Genomic DNA, 17,673 nt, shown 5'->3' with positions numbered 1-17,673 from the left:
TCCTGCCGGGAAATTACACCGTTCCCGGTATGTCCGTCGGATAACTCAGAGGCGCGCCTTCTGGCCGACAGATGTGTTATGAGCGCTTTTAATCTTCATTACGGAGTTTCTGCGTGCGTGCCGATAAGTCATTAAGCCCGTTTGAAATCCGGGTATACCGCCATTACCGCATTGTGCATGGTACTCGGGTCGCGCTGGCATTCCTGCTCACTTTTCTCATTATCCGCCTGTTTACTATCCCGGAAAGCACCTGGCCGCTGGTCACCATGGTGGTGATTATGGGGCCAATCTCGTTCTGGGGGAACGTTGTCCCTCGTGCCTTCGAACGTATTGGCGGTACGGTGTTGGGGTCGATTTTAGGTCTTATCGCTCTACAACTGGAGTTAATCTCGTTACCGCTGATGTTAGTCTGGTGCGCGGCGGCCATGTTCCTTTGCGGTTGGCTGGCGCTGGGTAAGAAACCGTATCAAGGTTTATTGATTGGGGTGACGCTGGCAATTGTTGTTGGTTCCCCGACAGGTGAAATTGATACGGCGTTATGGCGAAGCGGCGATGTGATCCTCGGCTCTTTACTGGCAATGTTGTTTACCGGTATCTGGCCACAACGGGCGTTCATCCACTGGCGCATTCAACTGGCAAAAAGTCTGACCGAGTATAATCGGGTCTATCAATTTGCATTCTCACCGAACTTACTCGAACGCCCGCGTCTGGAAAGCCATCTACAAAAACTCCTGACCGATGCCGTGAAAATGCGTGGGCTGATTGCGCCCGCCAGCAAAGAAACTCGTATTCCAAAATCGATATATGAAGGTATCCAGACCATTAACCGCAATCTGGTTTGTATGCTGGAGTTGCAAATCAATGCATACTGGGCCACGCGCCCCAGCCATTTCGTGTTATTGAACGCGCAAAAACTTCGTGATACCCAGCACATGATGCAGCAAATACTGCTGAGCCTTGTTCATGCGCTGTACGAAGGTAATCCGCAGCCGGTTTTTGCCAATACGGAAAAATTGAACGATGCTGTGGAAGAGCTGCGTCTGTTGCTTAATAACCACCATGACCTGAAGGTTGTGGAAACACCAATCTATGGTTATGTGTGGCTGAACATGGAAACGGCGCATCAGCTTGAGTTGCTATCGAATCTGATTTGCCGGGCCTTGCGCAAATAATTCCTGAACTTCAGAATCATCTTGCTGCTGCTTCGATTCAGCAAGGATAAAGGGTATGATAGTGAAAAGGGATAAAAGCATTGTCATCTGCGGCAGCTATGAGTAATGTTGGCCCTATCGAATAGCGGTTGCTTAAACGAATCCGACTCTCACATTATCAGGGGTATAAAAATGGAAACTACCAAGCCTTCATTCCAGGACGTACTGGAATTTGTTCGTCTGTTCCGTCGTAAGAACAAACTGCAACGTGAAATTCAGGACGTTGAGAAAAAGATCCGTGACAATCAGAAGCGCGTCCTGCTGCTGGACAACCTGAGTGATTACATCAAGCCGGGGATGAGCGTTGAAGCAATCCAGGGCATCATCGCCAGCATGAAAGGTGACTATGAAGATCGTGTTGACGATTACATCATCAAAAATGCCGAGCTCTCCAAAGAACGCCGCGATATCTCCAAAAAGCTGAAAGCTATGGGCGAAATGAAAAACGGCGAAGCGAAGTAATTCCTGTTTTATTCAATGAGGGTTGCCCGGCAACCCTCATTGCTCATTGTTTCTTTTCTGTGTATCACCGTCATCATTCCCATCTGATAACCTATTGAAATTAGCGACAGCCTTCTTCTGTATGCAGCAAGGCAAAAAGTTCTGCAACTCCATTGTTATTAACCGCACTGGTTACTAACACATTGTGCGCTCCAGCTTCCCGTAACCAACTTTTCACCAAAGATATTTGTTCCATGCTGGCTAAATCTGCTTTGGTGACTACTCCAATGACCGGGCGATTCATTGACGAGGTAAAGCCTGGCGAAAAAGGGGACCACGGTGCGTCCGCATTAAGCACCAGGGCGATAATGTCCGCTTCGCAGGCGCTGACCAACAGAGCACTGTAGAGGCTGCGGTTTTCGAGGTATTCGCCTGGTGTATCAATGGTGGTCGGGGACCAGACGATTGCCTGCGTTTTCTGATAATGAATATTTTCGCCACGCAGACATTGCGTGAGTGACGTTTTTCCGCACTGGCTGGGGCCGATGAGCATCATACGTTGCATAACGTCAGGTCCGCGTAATGGGGCAGGCGGTAAAGCGCATCATTTCACCCAGCGTACGGGTAACCTGGCTAAGTGCATATTCAATGGCAGAAACATCACCAGTCAGCACTACGGCACCGGTAAAACGATCAAGAAAACCGATCTCTACAGCGCCTGATTTTGTGGCGATATCACATGCGATGATAGATGCTTCGCTGGGGGTAATTGTCAGAATGCCAATAGCAGAAACGGTGTCTGGTAAACCCAATTTCTTAAACAGATCCTTCCCTGGATTGGCGATGACATGTGCCAGCGTGACCTGCTTACCAGGGACATATTCCTGAATCATCCGTTCAGTTGTGTGCTGAGTTGTCATTATCCCTCCACCATCTGACGCCACATGGCTTCATGTGGACGGGCAATCACCGACCGATAGACCAACAAACCTTTTTCTCCCGCACGCTCGCTGGCGACAGAGACCGCGTTATTAACATCTGAAATATCGCCAGCAACCACCATGTAGCATTTACCGCCAATGCCAAAAGCCATATGCACGCGAACAAGAATGACATTCGCAGCTTTGACAGCACAATCGGCAGCGTCAATGCAGGCGGCGACACTCCAGGTTTCGACTACGCCGACAGCCCGGTGCTGTTCAACTTGGTTCAGTCCGCTGGTTGCAGAAAGGAGGCTGGGATGAATATTCGGCAGGACAAGACTGTCGACCAGCATTTCACCAGCAAGGGAAGCACCGCTGTTGATGGCCTGTTACACCGCGCCCACATCGCCACCGAGCATCAGCAGAAATTTTCCGGGGCATAGCGTTTTGCTGACCAGTAACTCAACGTTGGCGCTTTTCAGCATGGCGTCGCCGGTTTCCATCCCTTTCGCGATACTGCTAAGTTCTAAAATACCTACCGCTTTCGACATCGTTAACCTCTCACAAGCGTAATCGCGTTTTCTGTCACATCGCTGACCATGCCATCAATACTGGCATGAATGGGGGCACCTAATGTGCCGTGTGGAATTTGACCTACACATTGCCCATGAACGACGCGATCGCCTTTTTGTACACACGCAATTGCGCTGGCACCGATGTGCTGGCGTAACAATAACGTCACTTTTTCGGTCTGAGGCACCTGTTCAGACAATGGCGCATCCTGATACCACGGGGTTAAGCCAAGTCTGGTTACCAGCCGTTTTACGGGAATCAGTCGATAATTTGCCATGGGATCTGCAGGATTTAAGGTACCTTCGTAACGGAGATTTTGTGCGCGTAATTCTTGCTTAAGCAGGCGGTTTATGCGCATTGGTGAAATTCCTACCGGACAGGCGACGCTGGCGCAGACGTTGCACTCCGAACAGGTGAGCGCCGTCAGTAACAGTTGTGGCGTAGCGAGCTGTTGGTAGTTAACCGCACGTACTAATAAATGGGGTGCCAGTTCGTGACCGATTAAATGACGTGGGCAGAGATCGGTACACAAGCGGCATTGCTCACAAACAGTTTTCGCGACGGCAAGTACGCTGCGGTCATTCTGCATTCGACGTTGGATCAGTGAATGAGAGTTGGGTAAAACCAGCAAGCCGCCAGTGGTTTTGCTGACTGGTGTGTCGAGCGATGTGATCAAACTTCCCATCATCGGCCCGCCATTGATAAAACCAGGAGCATCCACTGTTGCGCCGCCCGCCAGCGCCAGGACTTCACGTAAAGACATGCCGATGGGGACGGTTACCGTTATTGGTTTCGCCACTGCACCATTAACGGTGAGTGTGCGGCGCGTCACTGGATACTGTTGCTCGACGGCTCTGGCAATATTAAGTACGGTTTGAACATTATTGACCACCACACCGACGTTAACGGGTAATGCAGCGGGTGGAACACGGCGACCAGTTGCCATCCAGATGGTCAGCACTTCGTCTCCTGCGGGGTAAACGTCGGGCAAAATATGCAGGCGGATATCCGGTGGTAACAGTGGTGTGAGTGCGTTTATTGCCCGTTGATATTTCTCTTTCAGCGCGATGATTCCGCTACTGGCCCCGGTGGCTTTCATCGCATAGTGAACACCGCGAAGCAGGCGGCTGGCTTGCTGCGCCATTAACTGTTGATCCACTTTCAACATTGGTTCGCATTCCGCCGCATTCACCAGGAACGTGTCAACACGCGCTTGTAGCTTAATATGGGTTGGGAAACCTGCGCCGCCAGCACCCACGACACCAGCTGCCTGTACTCGCTCGCGGATGGTCTGGTCGTCGCAGGAGGTTAACTCGACGTTCATAACAACTCCTCGAGCAGTTCTGCAATAGCGGTGGCATCAGCCGTACGCGGGTTGGTACGCAACGTTGCATCCGCCAGTGCCGCCTGAACCATATCTGGTATGCGTATTGACCATTCTGCTTTTTTTTCTTTCAGCACATTGGTAAGAGTCGGTAGCTTACAGGTTGTTTTAAGCTGTTCAATATGTTGAATAAGTATATTCAGGCTGGCGGTGTCATTGGCGTTGTCCGGGCATAAATGGCACGTTTTCGCCAGCCGGGCGTAGCGTTTGGCAGCGCGCGGATCGCCAGCATTAAAGCGGATAACCGCCGTGAGCAGGAGCGCATTCGCCAGGCCGTGTGGCAGATGAAACTGTCCGCCGAGTTGATGAGCAATTGCATGGTTTAATCCCAGTCCAGCCTGGCTAAAGGCCATTCCTGCAAGTGTCGATGCATTATGCATTTTGCCACGGGTGGCGAGACAATCGCCTTTCTTCACTGCAGTGGGCAGGTATTGAAAAACAATTTGCACGGCTTTTTCGACCAGTGCATCCGTGAAGTCGCTGGCGCGGGGAGAAACATAAGCTTCAAGCGCATGGGTTAAAACATCCATCCCGGTATTGGCCGTTATCGCCGGTGGCACGCTGACGATCAGAGATGGATCAAGGATCGCGATATCCGGATAAAGTGCATTATCGAAAAGGGGATATTTAATCCCTTTCTCAGGATCGCTGATGACACAAGCACTGGTCACTTCGGAACCGGTACCGCTGGTGGTAGGAATGGCTACGCAGGTTTCAATTTCAATGCCACACTGGCGACCGAACCAGACAATCGCTTTTGCGGCGTCCAGGGCAGAACCGCCGCCAAAACCGATAACCACATCCGGGCGTAAAGTCTGCATTTGCGCAATGCCTTTCACCACGGTCTGGATAGTTGGGTCGGGCGTTATTTCGCTAAAAATACTAAGACGATTACTGTCGGGCAGCGCCTGATGCAACGTGTTAATGAGTGGTGAGCGTGCCAGAAAGACGTCGCAAATAATCCAGATGTGTTTATGAGAGAAACGGCTAAGTACCTTGAGACTTCCCGGTCCGCTGTATAAACGCGTCTGCAGTGAAAAAGTATTCATTTCCGTTTCTCTAGCGAATTGAAAAGCCGCTGGTTAACACGCAGCGTCGTGAGCGGGCAAAAGTCCGTGCTGACGTTGTCCCTTCTCCGGTCGGTGTTGCAATGGTAAAGGTCGTAAAGCCTTCGCCGCCGACGCCAATACCCGCCCAGGAGGGGCCGTTTTTGACAAAGATTGAGGTTTGCATAACGCGTGCGGCAAGGTTGAGCCGTGAGACGTTCTGCGAGTGCATAATTGCCGTGTGGTGCAAGCCGTCTTCCACTTTCAGCGCCAGGGTGAGAGCGCTATCAAAATCGTTGACCTTCACAATGGGCAGCATTGGCATCAGTTGTTCACAAGTAACCCAACTATCCTTGGCATCGACAACAGCAATCAGGAGGCGCGGCGCTTTTGCGGGCAAAGGGAGGCCTGCCGCTTCCAGCAAGGCTGATGGGCTTTTCCCAACCAGTTTTTTGTTGGCGCTACCGTCTGGCAGGCAAATTGCACGCAATTTCTCCGTTTGCTCATAGTTAAGAAGAAGCGCGCCAAAACTTTGCATCTGCTGAATTAAATACTCTGCCACTGATGCTACGACAATCAGGCTTTTTTCAGCAATACACGGCAGGTTGTAATCAAATGAAGCGCCGTTGATGATGTCCTCGGCGGCTTTCACAATATCCGCCGTTTCATCGACGATGCACGGAGGGTTACCCGCTCCGGCACCAATCACTTTCTTGCCACTTTTCATTCCCATGGCGACGATCCCCGGACCGCCGGTAATCGCCAGGACGCTGATTTTAGGGTGCGCCATCATCTGTTCGGTTGCAGCAAAGGTCGGTTCAGATACGGTAACGATCAGGTTGTGAATGCCACTACAGCGAAACGCGATGTCTTCGATTGTGGTAATCAGTTTTAACGAAACGTTTTTGGCTCCTGGGTGTGGACTGAAGTAGACGCTATTACCTGCTGCCAGCATGCTGATGCTGTTGTTAATGATGGTTTCCGTGGGGTTGGTGCTTGGCGTGACCGAGCCAATCACCCCAAACGGAGAGTATTCAAACAAAACCATGCCACCATCACCGGTCAGTGCTGTAGTGGTTAAATCTTCAACTCCTGGCGTATTATCGAGTGCCGCTTTGTTTTTTAGGTACTTATCTTCTTTATTTCCCATCCCCGTTTCTTTGGCGCTTTCTTCTGCCAGTTCGGTAAGGCGGGGCATTAATTCTTCGCGAATGGCGCTGATAATGGCGCTACGGGTTTTAAGCGGGCACCGTTGAAAGCGTAAAAAGGCCTGGTGTGCTGCGCAGACCGCTTCATCAACAGTCTGGAAAATAGCGTTTCTTTGCATTCGTGGTGTAGCGGGGACAAGTTGTTCACGCAGAATATTGCGGATCAGTGTTTCTAATTCAGAGTTATTCATTGGTTTACTCCCACGTTAATTGCCGCCATTGCGCTTTGGGCAATATCCATGTCTTGTTCAACGCTACCGCCGCTGATGCCAAGCCCCCCAAGCAATTTTCCGTCACGCCAGAGGGGGAAGCCTCCACCAAAAGTGACGACTTTGCCTTGCATATGGCTTTCGAGCCCGTAAAGCGGCGCGCCGGGTTGCACGGTATCAGCAAGTTTGTGGGTTGCCGTTTTCATCGCCACGGCAGTCCAGGCTTTTTTCGGTGCCAGTTCACTGCTGACCAACAGGGCATCAGGCATCCGCCAGGTAACACTTTCTGTTCCGTTGGCATCAACAATGCTGATGACAACGGGAATATGCAGTTCATCCGCGCGCATTGCCGCACTACGAATGAGCTGGTGAAGATCCTGAAAAGTGAGCGGCATTGTGCGTTCCTTCAATGCTGGTGTGTGGTTGGCTTTGTGATAACGTTTTGTGATTTCCTGAATTATCAGGTTTTGATGAGCGACGTTGTCTTCCACGCGGGCGAGGGCATACAGGCAATCGGAAAGTCGGTTGATATAGTGCAGCAAAACATTCCGGACGGTGATTTCCGTTGTCAGTTCAACCAGACGTCTTTCAGCACGTCGAGCCACCGTGCGGGCGAAATGCATACGGCTTGCAGCTTCACATCGCCCAGGCAGAATGAAGCTGTGAACTGGGGGGACGGCGTTCATTGCGCTATCGATCGCGTTTTCCAGCGCGGCAATTTCTTCCGTACCGATGTAACGCAGCTGCGCTGACGGCTGTTCGCTTTCACTGGCAAGTTCGGCGCTAAACCAAAATATCTGTTGTTGAATGGCTTCCAGTAAGATGCGATGGCTTTCGATGGCGGTGGCGCAATAACACAGACTGAGTGTCGCGTTCAGTTCATCCAGCGTGCCATAGGTTTCGACACGTAGATGAGTTTTGCTGACGCGCTGTCCGGTAAATAAAGACGTACTTCCTGAATCACCTGTTCGGGTATAAATTGCCATCTTTCAGCTCCTTAGCGCGAAAGCGTATCGACAATGCCGACCACTGCCAGGTCGATGGCCTCGTTAGGGCCGGAAAACACATGTCTGGCGCTGGAACCACTGCTGAGGAGTACCAACTCACCAACGCCTGCGCCGACTGAATCAACGGCAACTTCGTCGCCGGTTAATGGCGTGAGAGGCAGTTCGCCGTCAGCACTGACCCGGCGAACCAGCAGCAGTTTTTTCCCGATCAGAGATGGTGATTTTTGCGTGGATACTACCGCGCCAGTGACTCGAGCCAGATGCATAGGTTACTCCTGCCTGATTAACTGAATATTTCGGGTAATTGCCGCTTCACGAGCCAGTGCGGTCACACAACATTTCCGCTGTAACACCAGTATTCCCGAGCTTAACTGTGCGATATCGGCATAACTTAAAAGTCGATCACGATGAAGGTAGATCGGTTGCCCTTGTTCGTCGCACCAGCTTAGCGGTAGACGGGCGAGAGTCTTCAATTCAATGGCGTTCAGGAAATGACGCTGCAACGACAATTGAATGTGCATTCCCCAGGCTAACGCTTCGTGTATCTGGATTGCTGCTCGATCTGACGTTTCGTTCTCCGCAAGTTGTCGCAGCAGCGGCAGATCGACATATCGGATTTGTAATGACGCATACTGATGAACGCTCTCTTGAACGCTGGCGTCTCGCAGTTGAAAAACAGTCAGCACGAGTGTTTTTCCCGCACGTTGTTTAAGGCGAAAAACCACCTCGTCAACAATACGTTGCATCAGCATGTTATTCATGGCACTGACACCAGTGTGGCAAAAACGTCAGGGCTATCAGCGCCTGCGGCGTTGGCCTCATCGGTATCAATATGCATTTCAAGACGCATATCCGGAGAGACGCGAACAGCGACGTTTTCGAATATCAGTCCTCGCTCATCACCTTCAATGGCAACCGCCACTTTATCGCCATGGGTAACGCCATAAATCAGGGCATCCAGCGGAGACATATGAATATGCCGTTGCGCGACAATGACGCCAGATGTGATCTCCAGTTCCGCAAATGGGCTTATCAAACGAATCCCCGGAGTGCCGCTGAGATCGCCTGACATGCGTAGCGGGGCGGTGATCCCTAACGTTCTGGCGTCCGTCCGGGAAATTTCCACCTGGCTTGCATTGCGTAGCGGCCCCAACAAGCGAACGTTGTGCAATTTGCCTTTTGGTCCCTCCAGCGTAACAACCTGTTCAGCAGCGAATTGGCCAGGTTGCATTAACGGCTTTTTCTCGCTAATCGGTTGTTCAGGAAAAAGACGCAAATAATCCGCTGTTGAAAGATGAATATGGCGACTGGAAACGCCCAGTGGGATAGGGCGCTCGCGCATCTCATCCAGAATCTGGCTCACTGTTTCCTGCAGGGTTTGTTTATCCACTGCTACTCCCCTCGCTTATTGGCGTACAGGCAAAGTGAGCGGGGCTCACCTTTTTGCCGCTGACATGCCGGGTCAAGACACAAATTACAACTGATAATCTCTGAGGTGACGGTTGTTGCTGGTGTTTTGCTTGTTTCAACCGTCACGGTCAATGCTTCAATTGTGTGGGGCAGAATGCCGTCTCCCGGGCGGGCAATCACTTTGTGTGCGACAAGGCCATTTCGCTGTCCGGCGAAACTGGCTCCCGTCGCGATCGCCGCATTAACCGAGGCGACGTCACCGGTGATTTTGATGAGCGTCCAGCCTGAGCCATTGGTCTTCTCAAGGCCAACCAGCGTGATGGACGCGGCTTTTGCCATAGCGTCTGCGCAACTGATGGCGAGAGCCAGACCACTGACTTCAAGTAATCCCAGTGATTGCTTCACGCTGTGCTCCTTAGCAAATGGGGTTATGCCGATTTAGGTAAAATAGCCTCAACATCACTGTGTGGGCGTGGGATGACATGGCAGGATTTAACTTCGCCAACGGCGCTTGCCGCAGCGCTCCCCGCATCAACGGCGGCCTTTACTGCGCCAACATCACCGCGGACCATCACCGTAATCAGACCCGAACCAATCTTTTCATAGCCAACCAGCTGCACGTTGGCGGATTTAACCATGGCATCTGCAGCTTCAATTGCGCCAACTAACCCTTTAGTTTCAACCAGTCCTAGTGCGTTGTTCATACTGCGTTTCTCCTGTGGATTATGAGTGGAATTCCCGGAAGGGAATTCCTTTTACCAGGCGGGCAGCGTTAGTGCCGATGCTGCGCCGGGCATGGTTATCTTGTTGATACATCAGCGTAAACAGTGGCGCTGATGCTGGTAAGTTTTTGTAATGCACAATCAGTTTTTCCTGATCGCAGGCAATGCCAACCAACAGGGGAGATTGACGAGCAGCCAGCCAGGCGCTATCGATAACTTCACCTGACGGAATGTGTTGAATGCGAAAGGGAATACCTTCCTCTTCAATGCCAAGAAGCACCTCATCCCATGTAGTGATACAGTCACCGATCACCATGACGAGGATGGCTGGTGCACGCTCTTTACTTTCCATGAATCGACTCCTTGTGCCAGGCGATGAGGAGCCCAGTAGCTACCGCATTGCGCGGACCTTCGCTACCACGGATATTCCCCCGCCCGGCGACCAGTCGATAATGTGCCAGCGCGTCGGTGACCAATTGCGGTACTTCGAAATCCAGCGAAGAGCCACCCACCAGAACGACAAACGGAATGTCGCGAATATTTCCGGCAGGGCTTACCTGACGTAGCGCTCGCAGGGCATTAGTTACGAAGACACGCTCTTTCGCACTGCGACGGACAGCGCGTACTTTTTCCAGCGTCAAATCACCGGGAATAGGCACCAGTTCGTCGGGTTTCACTACACAGACGCGGGCAAATACATGGGGGGATAGGGGAGTAGGGAAGAACTGAACGCTGCCATCTTCATGGCGTAAGTGGAACAGGCTTTCTATTTTTGCCAACGGGTACTTTTTGATTTCTTCTGCCAGATAACGATCATTTAAGCCCAGCTCACGAACGATAATCATCGTTACCATGTCGCCCGCACCCCCAAGGTGAGTGGCAACAATTTCCCCTTTCTGATTGATGATGGAGGCATCGGTAGAGCCTGCACCTAAGTCCAGAATTGCCAGTGGACGTGTGGTTCCAGGGGTTGTCAAGGCCCCCTGAATGGCGGCTTCTGCTTCTGCGCCTCCGACCTGAACATCAACATGCAGTTTTTGCTTAATTTCACTGGCGATCATCGCCATTTGCAGACGGTCGGATTTCACCATAGAGGCAATACCCACAGCCTGTTCCAGTGAAAATTCACCTGCCAGACCGCCGGTTACGCTGACGGGGACAGAGGTATCTATCGCCAGCAAATCTTGAATAAAAATTTCGTTGCTGGGTTTGTTGGTCAGTTCCGCCATGGTCTGGCGAACATGTTCCAGCATTCCGCCGATGTTGGTGCCTGGTTCTCCCGTCACGTTTTCCAGTTTTGGGCACTCACCGACCGCTTTCATAATGGCATCGGCACCAGCAGCTACATCAACGCGCGTTGTGCGCCCGGCAGAAAGCAGTTCGATATTTCCGGCGGGTATCGAACGGGCTTTAACGTCGCCAGAGGGCGTTTTCACGACCACTGCTGAACGGTTGCCGATTAGCGCCCGCGCGACAGGAACAATATTTTTAGTCTCTTCAGCATTGAGGGCGAATACGGTGGCAATCCCATACGGGTTAGACAGGGTTTCGATAACTTTCCCGGGAACGGCAACTTCAATTGCTGCCAGCATGCCGAGCGGAATACGATCGATGTAGAGGACTTCATCCACAATAGGTAAAGGAATTTCCAGGCGGTTATTGACCAGTACGCCATCGTCGCGTTGCAGAATAACGCCAGTCAGCTGATATCCGGCGCGTACGGAGGCGTTTATCATCGTCGCGATATCGGCAAAATCAAATGCCGATGACACCACCAGGATGTAAGGTGTGTCCGCCGGGCGTGTTAATAACTCTTGCGGAGTGATGGTGAGCCCTACGCCCAGCCCCACTCCGCCCGGAGTTTTCGGGTTGTGACCGATCATGGTTGATTCGGTGATGATGGTTTCAGTGATGGTTTCCATCGCCACATCACCAATGACCGGAGTTGCTTCGTTGATACGAATAAGCGAAATATCGCTAACATTGATGCCGACTTTTTTCGTTGCCTGTGCGAGCGCCTCCTGAATACCATGGACGTTACGCAACGTACCTTTAATTCCGGTGGTTTCCGCCAGGGCGCTACTCACGAACGACAACTCTCCAGTTGCACTGAGCGTTGCCAGCGCAATCTCTGTTGATGAGTTGCCGATATCAATGCCTGCTATATATCGCATAGTTCGTCCTTAATCGTCGCCTTTCAGTTTTTTGCGCTCGACATAAAGCTCCGCAGCTTCACGGACAAATGCAGCACAAATTTTGGCCTGATAACGCCGTTCAAGATCGTCAGCAATGGCAATAAGTTCTTGCTTAGTCGAACGATAAGGGCGTAACGCATTGTAGATTTCGAGGATGCGATCATCCGGTACTGAGGTAAGCTCAGCGGCGCGTTCAAAATTCATCGCCAGGCGATCGCGACCAGCATCTCTGGCAATCGCGGCCTGAATACGCAATGTTTCAGGGGTTATACGCATATCCTGGGCGGTGACGTTATCGCTGAGTACATTTTCCAGAGTGAAATCGTCGAGCGTTTTATTGGTCGCCGTTTTAACCCATTCCGGATGTTTATTTGCCAGCGGATAATCCGTCACTTTGGCGCTCTGTATTGATGCGTTGGGGACCGCAGAAACAGAAGCTGCATCCTGTAAACTGTTCATGCGGTTCAACACGTCCCTGACCATCGACTCAATTGCATCGGTATTCATGAAGATTTCCTTTGTTAAAATGTCACGCGCAGTTCTTGTGGTTTTTTGCCAGTGACCACGTACTTCGTCTCTTTGATATGCAAAATGGCAGATTTAGCTTGGTATTTCGGCCGCGCCATTTGATCGTTGAGGGTCGGCACCGGTTGTGGAGACTCACGCTTTGCATAACGCGCGGCGTTTTTGCCAATCTGACGATAAGTTTCCAGCGTCAACAAAGGCGCTTGTGGGAATAGTTCCAGGTTAGACAAGGGAGGAAGACCCTGCTGGTGGATAACCGTTGTGCCTTTCGACTGAATACCGATAGCAATACCTGAACCACTAAGACGATCGCCTTCGACTGCTACGAATGCGACATCGGACGATTTAAAGCAGCGAATCACACGGGCTTTAATGCCTTCTTCTTCGATACCAGCAATCACTTCGCGCAAGATGTTTTTATGCGGAATACCGATGATATTGACGGTTTGCGCCAGGCCGAACGCCGGGCCTACAGCAATAATGACTTCATCTTGCTGAGTGCCTTGTTGGGCTTCGCCAATTTCGGTCAGAAAATTTCCGGTATCTGGCACTGAAGAGACAGTTGCAGAGACAGGTGCACGAAATGAAACGGACTTGTCGCTGGTTTGCATTTCTGCCAGCACGCCTTCGATAATCTGACGCAGTAATTTTTCGTTAATTTCCATTTCTCACCCTTAGTCAATTTCGTTGGGATCAAGTGCACCGGGAATATTTTTGATCTCTTCCCAGCGTTCCCCTTGCAGGCGGTAACCTGTAGCCGGTCCGGCGTAATCATTGACGTCATTGACCGCAGAGAGCACTTGTCCGTCATCGACGATGATGGCTGAGGTATGGAGATAATCGCCGGTCAGTTTTGCTTTTTGCATATTGAGCATGTCCTGGGCGACATCGGTAAATCCGCCTTGCGCCAGGGCTTTCACCACCTCCAGGCTGTTACGGTTTTTATTGATAATCTCCTGGGCGAACTTGATGTCTTCCACAATATTGCGCTCAGGCATATCTTTCGAACCGTGGGCATAGGTTGCCGCTTCGACTTCTTCATCGGTAATAGGCGGTAGTCCCATACCGGCAAAGACAGCCTGTAAAGCGCGAGCGGCTTTATTGCGGATAACGATAACATCTTCTTCGCGTACTGGTCGCAGGCCGCCATCAACCTTCAGGTCACGCTGAATGACGTTGTAATCATCGAAGTCTTCAGCATCTTCGTTTGAACCAGCAAACATGTTGTCGTAGTTCGGCACAGCGGAAAAACCGGAAGAGATAAAGTCGGTACCTGGCAGAAACTGCATCAGGAAACGTGCGGTACGGCGCATATCCGAGTGGGTAAAGGTCTGGTCATTACTGGAGGCGCATTCCAGATCCAGCGATGAGCAAATTAAGTTTTCCGCTAATACTGCGCGGATGCCTGATGGCACAGCTGATGGAACACCGATGCAGCTTACCGAACCATTCTGCAGGCCCTGAACGCCTGCGGCTTTGGTGATGTAAATGCAACGAGCCTCGAGATAAAGCATTGATTTGCCTTCCGCGTAACCCATCTGTACTTCAGAGCCGGAGCCGGAAGTAAAGCGCATTTTTAAGCCGCGAGACGCATAGGATGACGCGAGAAATCCTTTTGACCACGGGGTGTCATCGCCATCGGTGAAAACAGGTTCTGTACCATAGACAGAAATTGTTTCGGCGTAACAGGTGTGGCCTAACATACCGAGTTTCAGTTCGGTGGCTTCTTCCAGTGAACACTGGGTCAAGACGCCCGGACGTCCCACCTGTGAGCCGACCAGCAGGGCGATGGCGTTGAACGGGGCATAGCGAGCAACGGCAACGGTGGTTTCCTGTTCATCAAACCCGCGCCATGCGCCTTCAGCTGCGTCGGCGGCAATTTGTACCGGGTTATCTTTGACGTTGGTGACGTGAGCCTGTTGTGATGGTGTTCGACGGGCGCGCATTTTCTGCATCGCCATCATCATCTCTACCACGTTCATCTGCGAAACAACTTCGACGATTTTTGCAGGCGTCATTGCTGTGGTAAGGGGAACGATATCGCTACGTTTGACATTTGGATCGCACAACATATTGGCAAGTTTTACCGAATCCATCGCGATGACTTCTTCGGCGCGCGCGAGATTGATGGCGTAGCGGGCGATAAAGTGGTCGATCAGGTCAAACTGATTGGCGGGTTTTCCATCCAGTTCGGTAACGACGCCGTTAACAATTTTGATTGACGGTTTAGGATCGTTCGGGCTTTCCATCGCAATGAAGCCTTCTTCAATCCACTCTTTAACGAAACCGTCCTGGTTGACCGGGCGTTTTGCCAGTGCTTCAAATCTTTTCGATCTCATAAATCTGCCTCAGAGAATTCAGATGTAGGAAGGGCGAGCGTTTTTCGGTGTATCGCCGAGAGTCGAAAGCACGGTTTTACCGATTTCGCGTGCGGAGATGACCGCCTGGCGGACTGCGCCGGAGTCACCCGAGATAATCAGAATGACTTCGTTGCTGTAGCTGGTGCCTTGAGCGGGGGAGCTGTATGCCACGACATCCACATTGGCGGACTTCAGCGCGGTGTCGGCCATCAGAACACCCACCGCAGCCGGAGCGCCGACAATAACGCCGCAAGCCCGTCCCAGTGGAGCGCCAAACGCTTTTTCCAGTGCATAGCTGGCGCGGGCGGTGTATTGCAGTTCAAGATGCCCGGCTTCGTTGGCATAGACATCACCAAAGGTCCGATCGAGTTCTTTCAGGGCAACTTCAATACCGCGTTTCACGTCGGAAACATCGTTGCCACCTAAGAGGATCAATGAGCCGTGTCCGGCACCGCCTTTAGTATCGCGAGGAAGTTCAATGCTAATAACTTCAGTGTTGGTGGCTTTTACCGCTTCATCAGCGGCCATAATGTGTGGCCCTGCGCCAATACGCGCCCCCAGAATGCCAATGGAACGATAGCGTTTTTCAAGTTTCATCGCGTCCAACAGGGCGCTATCAACGTTCGCAATGACCAGACCTACAGTGTCGCCAATAGCGGTGCCAACAAATTCTGTTAACGTGCAGCTTTTTTCTGCCATAGCCGTCTCTCGTATTTGATGAGTGGTTTTCGGGAGAACCTTATGCGCTGGCGTCGCTACGCGAGCGATGACCTGCGCCATGATCTGTTCGACCAGTTCATTGCTGCTCATGGGTTAATTCCCTTTGGTAAGATTTTTTCGACATCGGTATGTGGGCGGGGAATAACGTGTACGGCTTTTACTTCGCCGACGTTACGCGCAGCTGCGGCACCCGCGTCTGTTGCCGCTTTTACCGCCCCGACATCACCACGAACGATGACGGTAACCAGCCCGGAACCTATTTTTTCGTAGCCGACCAGCAAAACATTTGCCGACTTCACCATGGCGTCTGCGGCCTCTATGGCGGCAGTTAAGCCTTTGGTTTCTACCATTCCTAACGCTTCTTGTTGCATAAAGACCTCGCCTGGATTTTTTTGACGATATGACTATAAAAAAAAGCGAGGAAAAAGAATGGCTGACTTAATCGGCTAATCAGAAAAATTAATAGAGAACAAATATTATAAAATTGCTTTTATGAACTATATGTTGTTAATTTATTAGTTGTTTTGTGGATATTTCAATGTGAATTAATTGCGTTGGCTAGTGAGTTTAATCGCGAGTAATATTTTGTGGGGTTTTGTTCGAGGAAGGAACTGTGATATTTGTTTCAATTTTATTATGTCATGATGGCAATTTTTTATTATAAAAGTTTGGCGGTAATTATTACTTTCAACACTGATTAACGCTGTGTTGCATGCTTCGGCAATGACAATAATTTGTTATGTTAGCACGATTTTTACACGAGTCTGTCATGCATGTTAGCAATATTTTCTGCAGAGCAATTTTTTATAGTTGCGCTCGGTATACACAACAATCAGCGCATAGTTGGCTGATAAAGAAAAACTCCGTAAAGAAGGTGTCACTATGAATGATTCACTCAAGGCGCAATGCGTTGCCGAGTTTTTAGGCACCGGACTGTTCCTCTTTTTTGGCATTGGTTGTTTGTGCGCCCTGAAACTTGCCGGGGCAAGTCTGGGACTGTGGGAAATTTGTATCATTTGGGGGTTAGGGATTTCGCTTGCTGTTTACCTTACGGCAGGTATTTCCGGCGCTCATCTCAACCCGGCAGTTACCATTGCTCTGTGGCTGTTTGCCTCTTTCCCAGTCCGTAAAGTGCTGCCATTTTGTGTGGCGCAATTAGCGGGTGCCTTTGGTGGTGCGGTTCTGGCATATTCTCTCTACAGCAGTTTGTTTACCGATTTTGAATCTGCTCACAATATGGTGCGTGGTAGTGCAGAAAGTTTACAACTCGCTAGTATCTTCAGTACTTATCCGGCAGCGGCGATTAATGTATGGCAAGCTGCGTTGGTCGAAGTGGTCATAACGTCCATGTTAATGGGGTTGATTATGGCGTTGACCGATGACGGTAATGGCGTACCCAAAGGACCGCTTGCGCCTTTACTTATTGGTATTCTGGTTGCTGTTATTGGTGCTTCTACCGGACCATTAACCGGTTTTGCCATGAATCCAGCGCGTGATTTTGGACCTAAAATTTTCACCTGGCTTGCGGGTTGGGGGGAAATTGCGATGACTGGTGGACGCAATATTCCTTATTTCATTGTACCCATTATTGCACCGATCATTGGCGCATGTGTTGGTGCGGCGATTTATTGCTATCTCATTGCAAAGAATTTACCTGTCAATAGTGTTACACCTAAAGAAATCAGCGAATAACGAAATAATCTGGCAGTTATAAACGTTTATTTTTTTTACTGTTTGTG

Annotated in this window: 21 protein-coding genes and 1 pseudogene; 3 read left to right on the top strand and 19 right to left on the bottom strand. The window is 50.8% G+C overall.

Going from position 1 to position 17,673, the window contains the following annotated elements:
- The first annotated feature begins 113 nt into the window (after positions 1-113).
- Together ACJHWK_RS11970 and ACJHWK_RS11965 are read left to right on the top strand one after the other, a co-directional pair.
- Positions 114-1,172: an FUSC family protein gene (locus ACJHWK_RS11970; RefSeq protein WP_170886350.1), complete on the top strand. Its 1,059-nt coding sequence runs from the start codon at positions 114-116 to the stop codon at positions 1,170-1,172.
- A gap of 171 nt (positions 1,173-1,343) precedes the next feature.
- Positions 1,344-1,673, top strand: coding sequence for a DUF496 family protein (locus ACJHWK_RS11965; protein WP_000450409.1), 330 nt, complete (start codon positions 1,344-1,346; stop codon positions 1,671-1,673).
- Positions 1,674-1,773: 100 nt separating this feature from the next.
- On the opposite strand, the gene ACJHWK_RS11960 is transcribed toward ACJHWK_RS11965, so the two are convergent.
- The 19 genes and pseudogenes from ACJHWK_RS11960 to pduA form a co-directional block, all read right to left on the bottom strand.
- Positions 1,774-2,217: a EutP/PduV family microcompartment system protein gene (locus tag ACJHWK_RS11960; RefSeq protein ID WP_001578566.1), complete on the bottom strand. Its 444-nt coding sequence runs from the start codon at positions 2,215-2,217 to the stop codon at positions 1,774-1,776.
- A gap of 4 nt (positions 2,218-2,221) precedes the next feature.
- Positions 2,222-2,572: a propanediol utilization microcompartment protein PduU gene (gene pduU, locus ACJHWK_RS11955; RefSeq protein ID WP_000211397.1), complete on the bottom strand. Its 351-nt coding sequence runs from the start codon at positions 2,570-2,572 to the stop codon at positions 2,222-2,224.
- Positions 2,572-3,126 (bottom strand): annotated as a pseudogene (gene pduT, locus ACJHWK_RS11950) (propanediol utilization microcompartment protein PduT). The gene pduU and the pseudogene pduT overlap by 1 nt, the downstream one beginning before the upstream one ends.
- A gap of 2 nt (positions 3,127-3,128) precedes the next feature.
- Positions 3,129-4,472, bottom strand: a complete 1,344-nt coding sequence (locus tag ACJHWK_RS11945; protein ID WP_001578564.1) for a 4Fe-4S dicluster domain-containing protein — start codon at positions 4,470-4,472, stop codon at positions 3,129-3,131.
- Positions 4,469-5,581: a 1-propanol dehydrogenase PduQ gene (locus ACJHWK_RS11940; RefSeq protein ID WP_001590282.1), complete on the bottom strand. Its 1,113-nt coding sequence runs from the start codon at positions 5,579-5,581 to the stop codon at positions 4,469-4,471. The genes ACJHWK_RS11945 and ACJHWK_RS11940 overlap by 4 nt, the downstream gene beginning before the upstream one ends.
- Before the next feature lie 10 nt (positions 5,582-5,591).
- Positions 5,592-6,977 carry a CoA-acylating propionaldehyde dehydrogenase PduP gene (pduP, locus tag ACJHWK_RS11935; protein WP_170886310.1) on the bottom strand — a complete coding sequence of 462 codons (1,386 nt, stop codon included), beginning with the start codon at positions 6,975-6,977 and terminating at the stop codon, positions 5,592-5,594.
- Complete coding sequence (gene pduO / locus ACJHWK_RS11930; RefSeq protein WP_170886309.1) at positions 6,974-7,981, bottom strand: two-domain cob(I)yrinic acid a,c-diamide adenosyltransferase PduO; 1,008 nt, start codon at positions 7,979-7,981, stop codon at positions 6,974-6,976. The genes pduP and pduO overlap by 4 nt, the downstream gene beginning before the upstream one ends.
- A gap of 11 nt (positions 7,982-7,992) precedes the next feature.
- On the bottom strand, positions 7,993-8,268 hold the full coding sequence (gene pduN, locus ACJHWK_RS11925) for a propanediol utilization microcompartment protein PduN (protein ID WP_000549827.1): 276 nt from the start codon (positions 8,266-8,268) through the stop codon (positions 7,993-7,995).
- 3 nt (positions 8,269-8,271) lie between these two features.
- Positions 8,272-8,763 (bottom strand): microcompartment protein PduM, encoded by a 492-nt coding sequence (gene pduM, locus ACJHWK_RS11920; RefSeq protein ID WP_001578560.1) that lies wholly within the window; start codon positions 8,761-8,763, stop codon positions 8,272-8,274.
- Positions 8,760-9,392 carry a phosphate propanoyltransferase gene (locus tag ACJHWK_RS11915; protein ID WP_000361043.1) on the bottom strand — a complete coding sequence of 211 codons (633 nt, stop codon included), beginning with the start codon at positions 9,390-9,392 and terminating at the stop codon, positions 8,760-8,762. The genes pduM and ACJHWK_RS11915 overlap by 4 nt, the downstream gene beginning before the upstream one ends.
- 2 nt (positions 9,393-9,394) lie before the next feature.
- Positions 9,395-9,817 carry a BMC domain-containing protein gene (locus tag ACJHWK_RS11910; protein WP_000814161.1) on the bottom strand — a complete coding sequence of 141 codons (423 nt, stop codon included), beginning with the start codon at positions 9,815-9,817 and terminating at the stop codon, positions 9,395-9,397.
- 23 nt (positions 9,818-9,840) lie between these two features.
- Entirely contained in the window at positions 9,841-10,116 is a 276-nt protein-coding gene (gene pduJ / locus ACJHWK_RS11905; protein WP_001057752.1) for a propanediol utilization microcompartment protein PduJ, read from the bottom strand.
- Between the two features lie 19 nt (positions 10,117-10,135).
- Complete coding sequence (locus ACJHWK_RS11900; protein ID WP_000444010.1) at positions 10,136-10,486, bottom strand: glycerol dehydratase reactivase beta/small subunit family protein; 351 nt, start codon at positions 10,484-10,486, stop codon at positions 10,136-10,138.
- Complete coding sequence (locus ACJHWK_RS11895; RefSeq protein ID WP_248422870.1) at positions 10,476-12,308, bottom strand: diol dehydratase reactivase subunit alpha; 1,833 nt, start codon at positions 12,306-12,308, stop codon at positions 10,476-10,478. Before ACJHWK_RS11895 ends, ACJHWK_RS11900 begins: the two co-directional genes overlap by 11 nt.
- A gap of 9 nt (positions 12,309-12,317) precedes the next feature.
- Entirely contained in the window at positions 12,318-12,836 is a 519-nt protein-coding gene (gene pduE, locus ACJHWK_RS11890; RefSeq protein ID WP_001578557.1) for a propanediol dehydratase small subunit PduE, read from the bottom strand.
- Between the two features lie 14 nt (positions 12,837-12,850).
- The gene (locus ACJHWK_RS11885; protein ID WP_170886307.1) at positions 12,851-13,519 is read right to left on the bottom strand and encodes a propanediol/glycerol family dehydratase medium subunit; all 669 of its coding nucleotides are present in this window, start codon (positions 13,517-13,519) and stop codon (positions 12,851-12,853) included.
- A 9-nt stretch (positions 13,520-13,528) separates the two neighbouring features.
- On the bottom strand, positions 13,529-15,193 hold the full coding sequence (gene pduC / locus ACJHWK_RS11880) for a propanediol/glycerol family dehydratase large subunit (protein ID WP_248422868.1): 1,665 nt from the start codon (positions 15,191-15,193) through the stop codon (positions 13,529-13,531).
- 18 nt (positions 15,194-15,211) lie between these two features.
- Complete coding sequence (pduB, locus tag ACJHWK_RS11875; protein WP_410234847.1) at positions 15,212-16,024, bottom strand: propanediol utilization microcompartment protein PduB; 813 nt, start codon at positions 16,022-16,024, stop codon at positions 15,212-15,214.
- The gene (gene pduA, locus ACJHWK_RS11870) at positions 16,021-16,305 is read right to left on the bottom strand and encodes a propanediol utilization microcompartment protein PduA (RefSeq protein WP_001183614.1); all 285 of its coding nucleotides are present in this window, start codon (positions 16,303-16,305) and stop codon (positions 16,021-16,023) included. The genes pduB and pduA overlap by 4 nt, the downstream gene beginning before the upstream one ends.
- A 511-nt stretch (positions 16,306-16,816) precedes the next feature.
- On the opposite strand from pduA, the gene pduF reads away from it, so the two are divergent.
- Complete coding sequence (gene pduF, locus ACJHWK_RS11865) at positions 16,817-17,626, top strand: propanediol diffusion facilitator PduF (protein ID WP_170886305.1); 810 nt, start codon at positions 16,817-16,819, stop codon at positions 17,624-17,626.
- Positions 17,627-17,673: the final 47 nt, after the last annotated feature.

Source organism: Escherichia sp. WS547, from assembly GCF_046486065.1.
GTDB classification, from domain to species: domain Bacteria; phylum Pseudomonadota; class Gammaproteobacteria; order Enterobacterales; family Enterobacteriaceae; genus Escherichia; species Escherichia coli.
The sequence above is the reverse complement of the archived record's forward strand: the minus strand, read 5'-3'. Positions and strand labels throughout refer to the sequence as shown.

Coding starts and splice junctions, on each gene's coding strand:
- pduP (WP_170886310.1), bottom strand. CDS start 6,977: ATGAATAACTCTGAATTAGAAACACTGATCCGCAATATTCTGCGTGAA.
- pduF (WP_170886305.1), top strand. CDS start 16,817: ATGAATGATTCACTCAAGGCGCAATGCGTTGCCGAGTTTTTAGGCACC.
- pduE (WP_001578557.1), bottom strand. CDS start 12,836: ATGAATACCGATGCAATTGAGTCGATGGTCAGGGACGTGTTGAACCGC.
- pduA (WP_001183614.1), bottom strand. CDS start 16,305: ATGCAACAAGAAGCGTTAGGAATGGTAGAAACCAAAGGCTTAACTGCC.
- ACJHWK_RS11895 (WP_248422870.1), bottom strand. CDS start 12,308: ATGCGATATATAGCAGGCATTGATATCGGCAACTCATCAACAGAGATT.
- pduO (WP_170886309.1), bottom strand. CDS start 7,981: ATGGCAATTTATACCCGAACAGGTGATTCAGGAAGTACGTCTTTATTT.
- ACJHWK_RS11965 (WP_000450409.1), top strand. CDS start 1,344: ATGGAAACTACCAAGCCTTCATTCCAGGACGTACTGGAATTTGTTCGT.
- pduB (WP_410234847.1), bottom strand. CDS start 16,024: ATGAGCAGCAATGAACTGGTCGAACAGATCATGGCGCAGGTCATCGCT.
- ACJHWK_RS11960 (WP_001578566.1), bottom strand. CDS start 2,217: ATGCAACGTATGATGCTCATCGGCCCCAGCCAGTGCGGAAAAACGTCA.
- pduM (WP_001578560.1), bottom strand. CDS start 8,763: ATGAATAACATGCTGATGCAACGTATTGTTGACGAGGTGGTTTTTCGC.
- ACJHWK_RS11885 (WP_170886307.1), bottom strand. CDS start 13,519: ATGGAAATTAACGAAAAATTACTGCGTCAGATTATCGAAGGCGTGCTG.
- ACJHWK_RS11945 (WP_001578564.1), bottom strand. CDS start 4,472: ATGAACGTCGAGTTAACCTCCTGCGACGACCAGACCATCCGCGAGCGA.
- pduN (WP_000549827.1), bottom strand. CDS start 8,268: ATGCATCTGGCTCGAGTCACTGGCGCGGTAGTATCCACGCAAAAATCA.
- pduJ (WP_001057752.1), bottom strand. CDS start 10,116: ATGAACAACGCACTAGGACTGGTTGAAACTAAAGGGTTAGTTGGCGCA.
- ACJHWK_RS11900 (WP_000444010.1), bottom strand. CDS start 10,486: ATGGAAAGTAAAGAGCGTGCACCAGCCATCCTCGTCATGGTGATCGGT.
- pduC (WP_248422868.1), bottom strand. CDS start 15,193: ATGAGATCGAAAAGATTTGAAGCACTGGCAAAACGCCCGGTCAACCAG.
- ACJHWK_RS11940 (WP_001590282.1), bottom strand. CDS start 5,581: ATGAATACTTTTTCACTGCAGACGCGTTTATACAGCGGACCGGGAAGT.
- pduU (WP_000211397.1), bottom strand. CDS start 2,572: ATGACAACTCAGCACACAACTGAACGGATGATTCAGGAATATGTCCCT.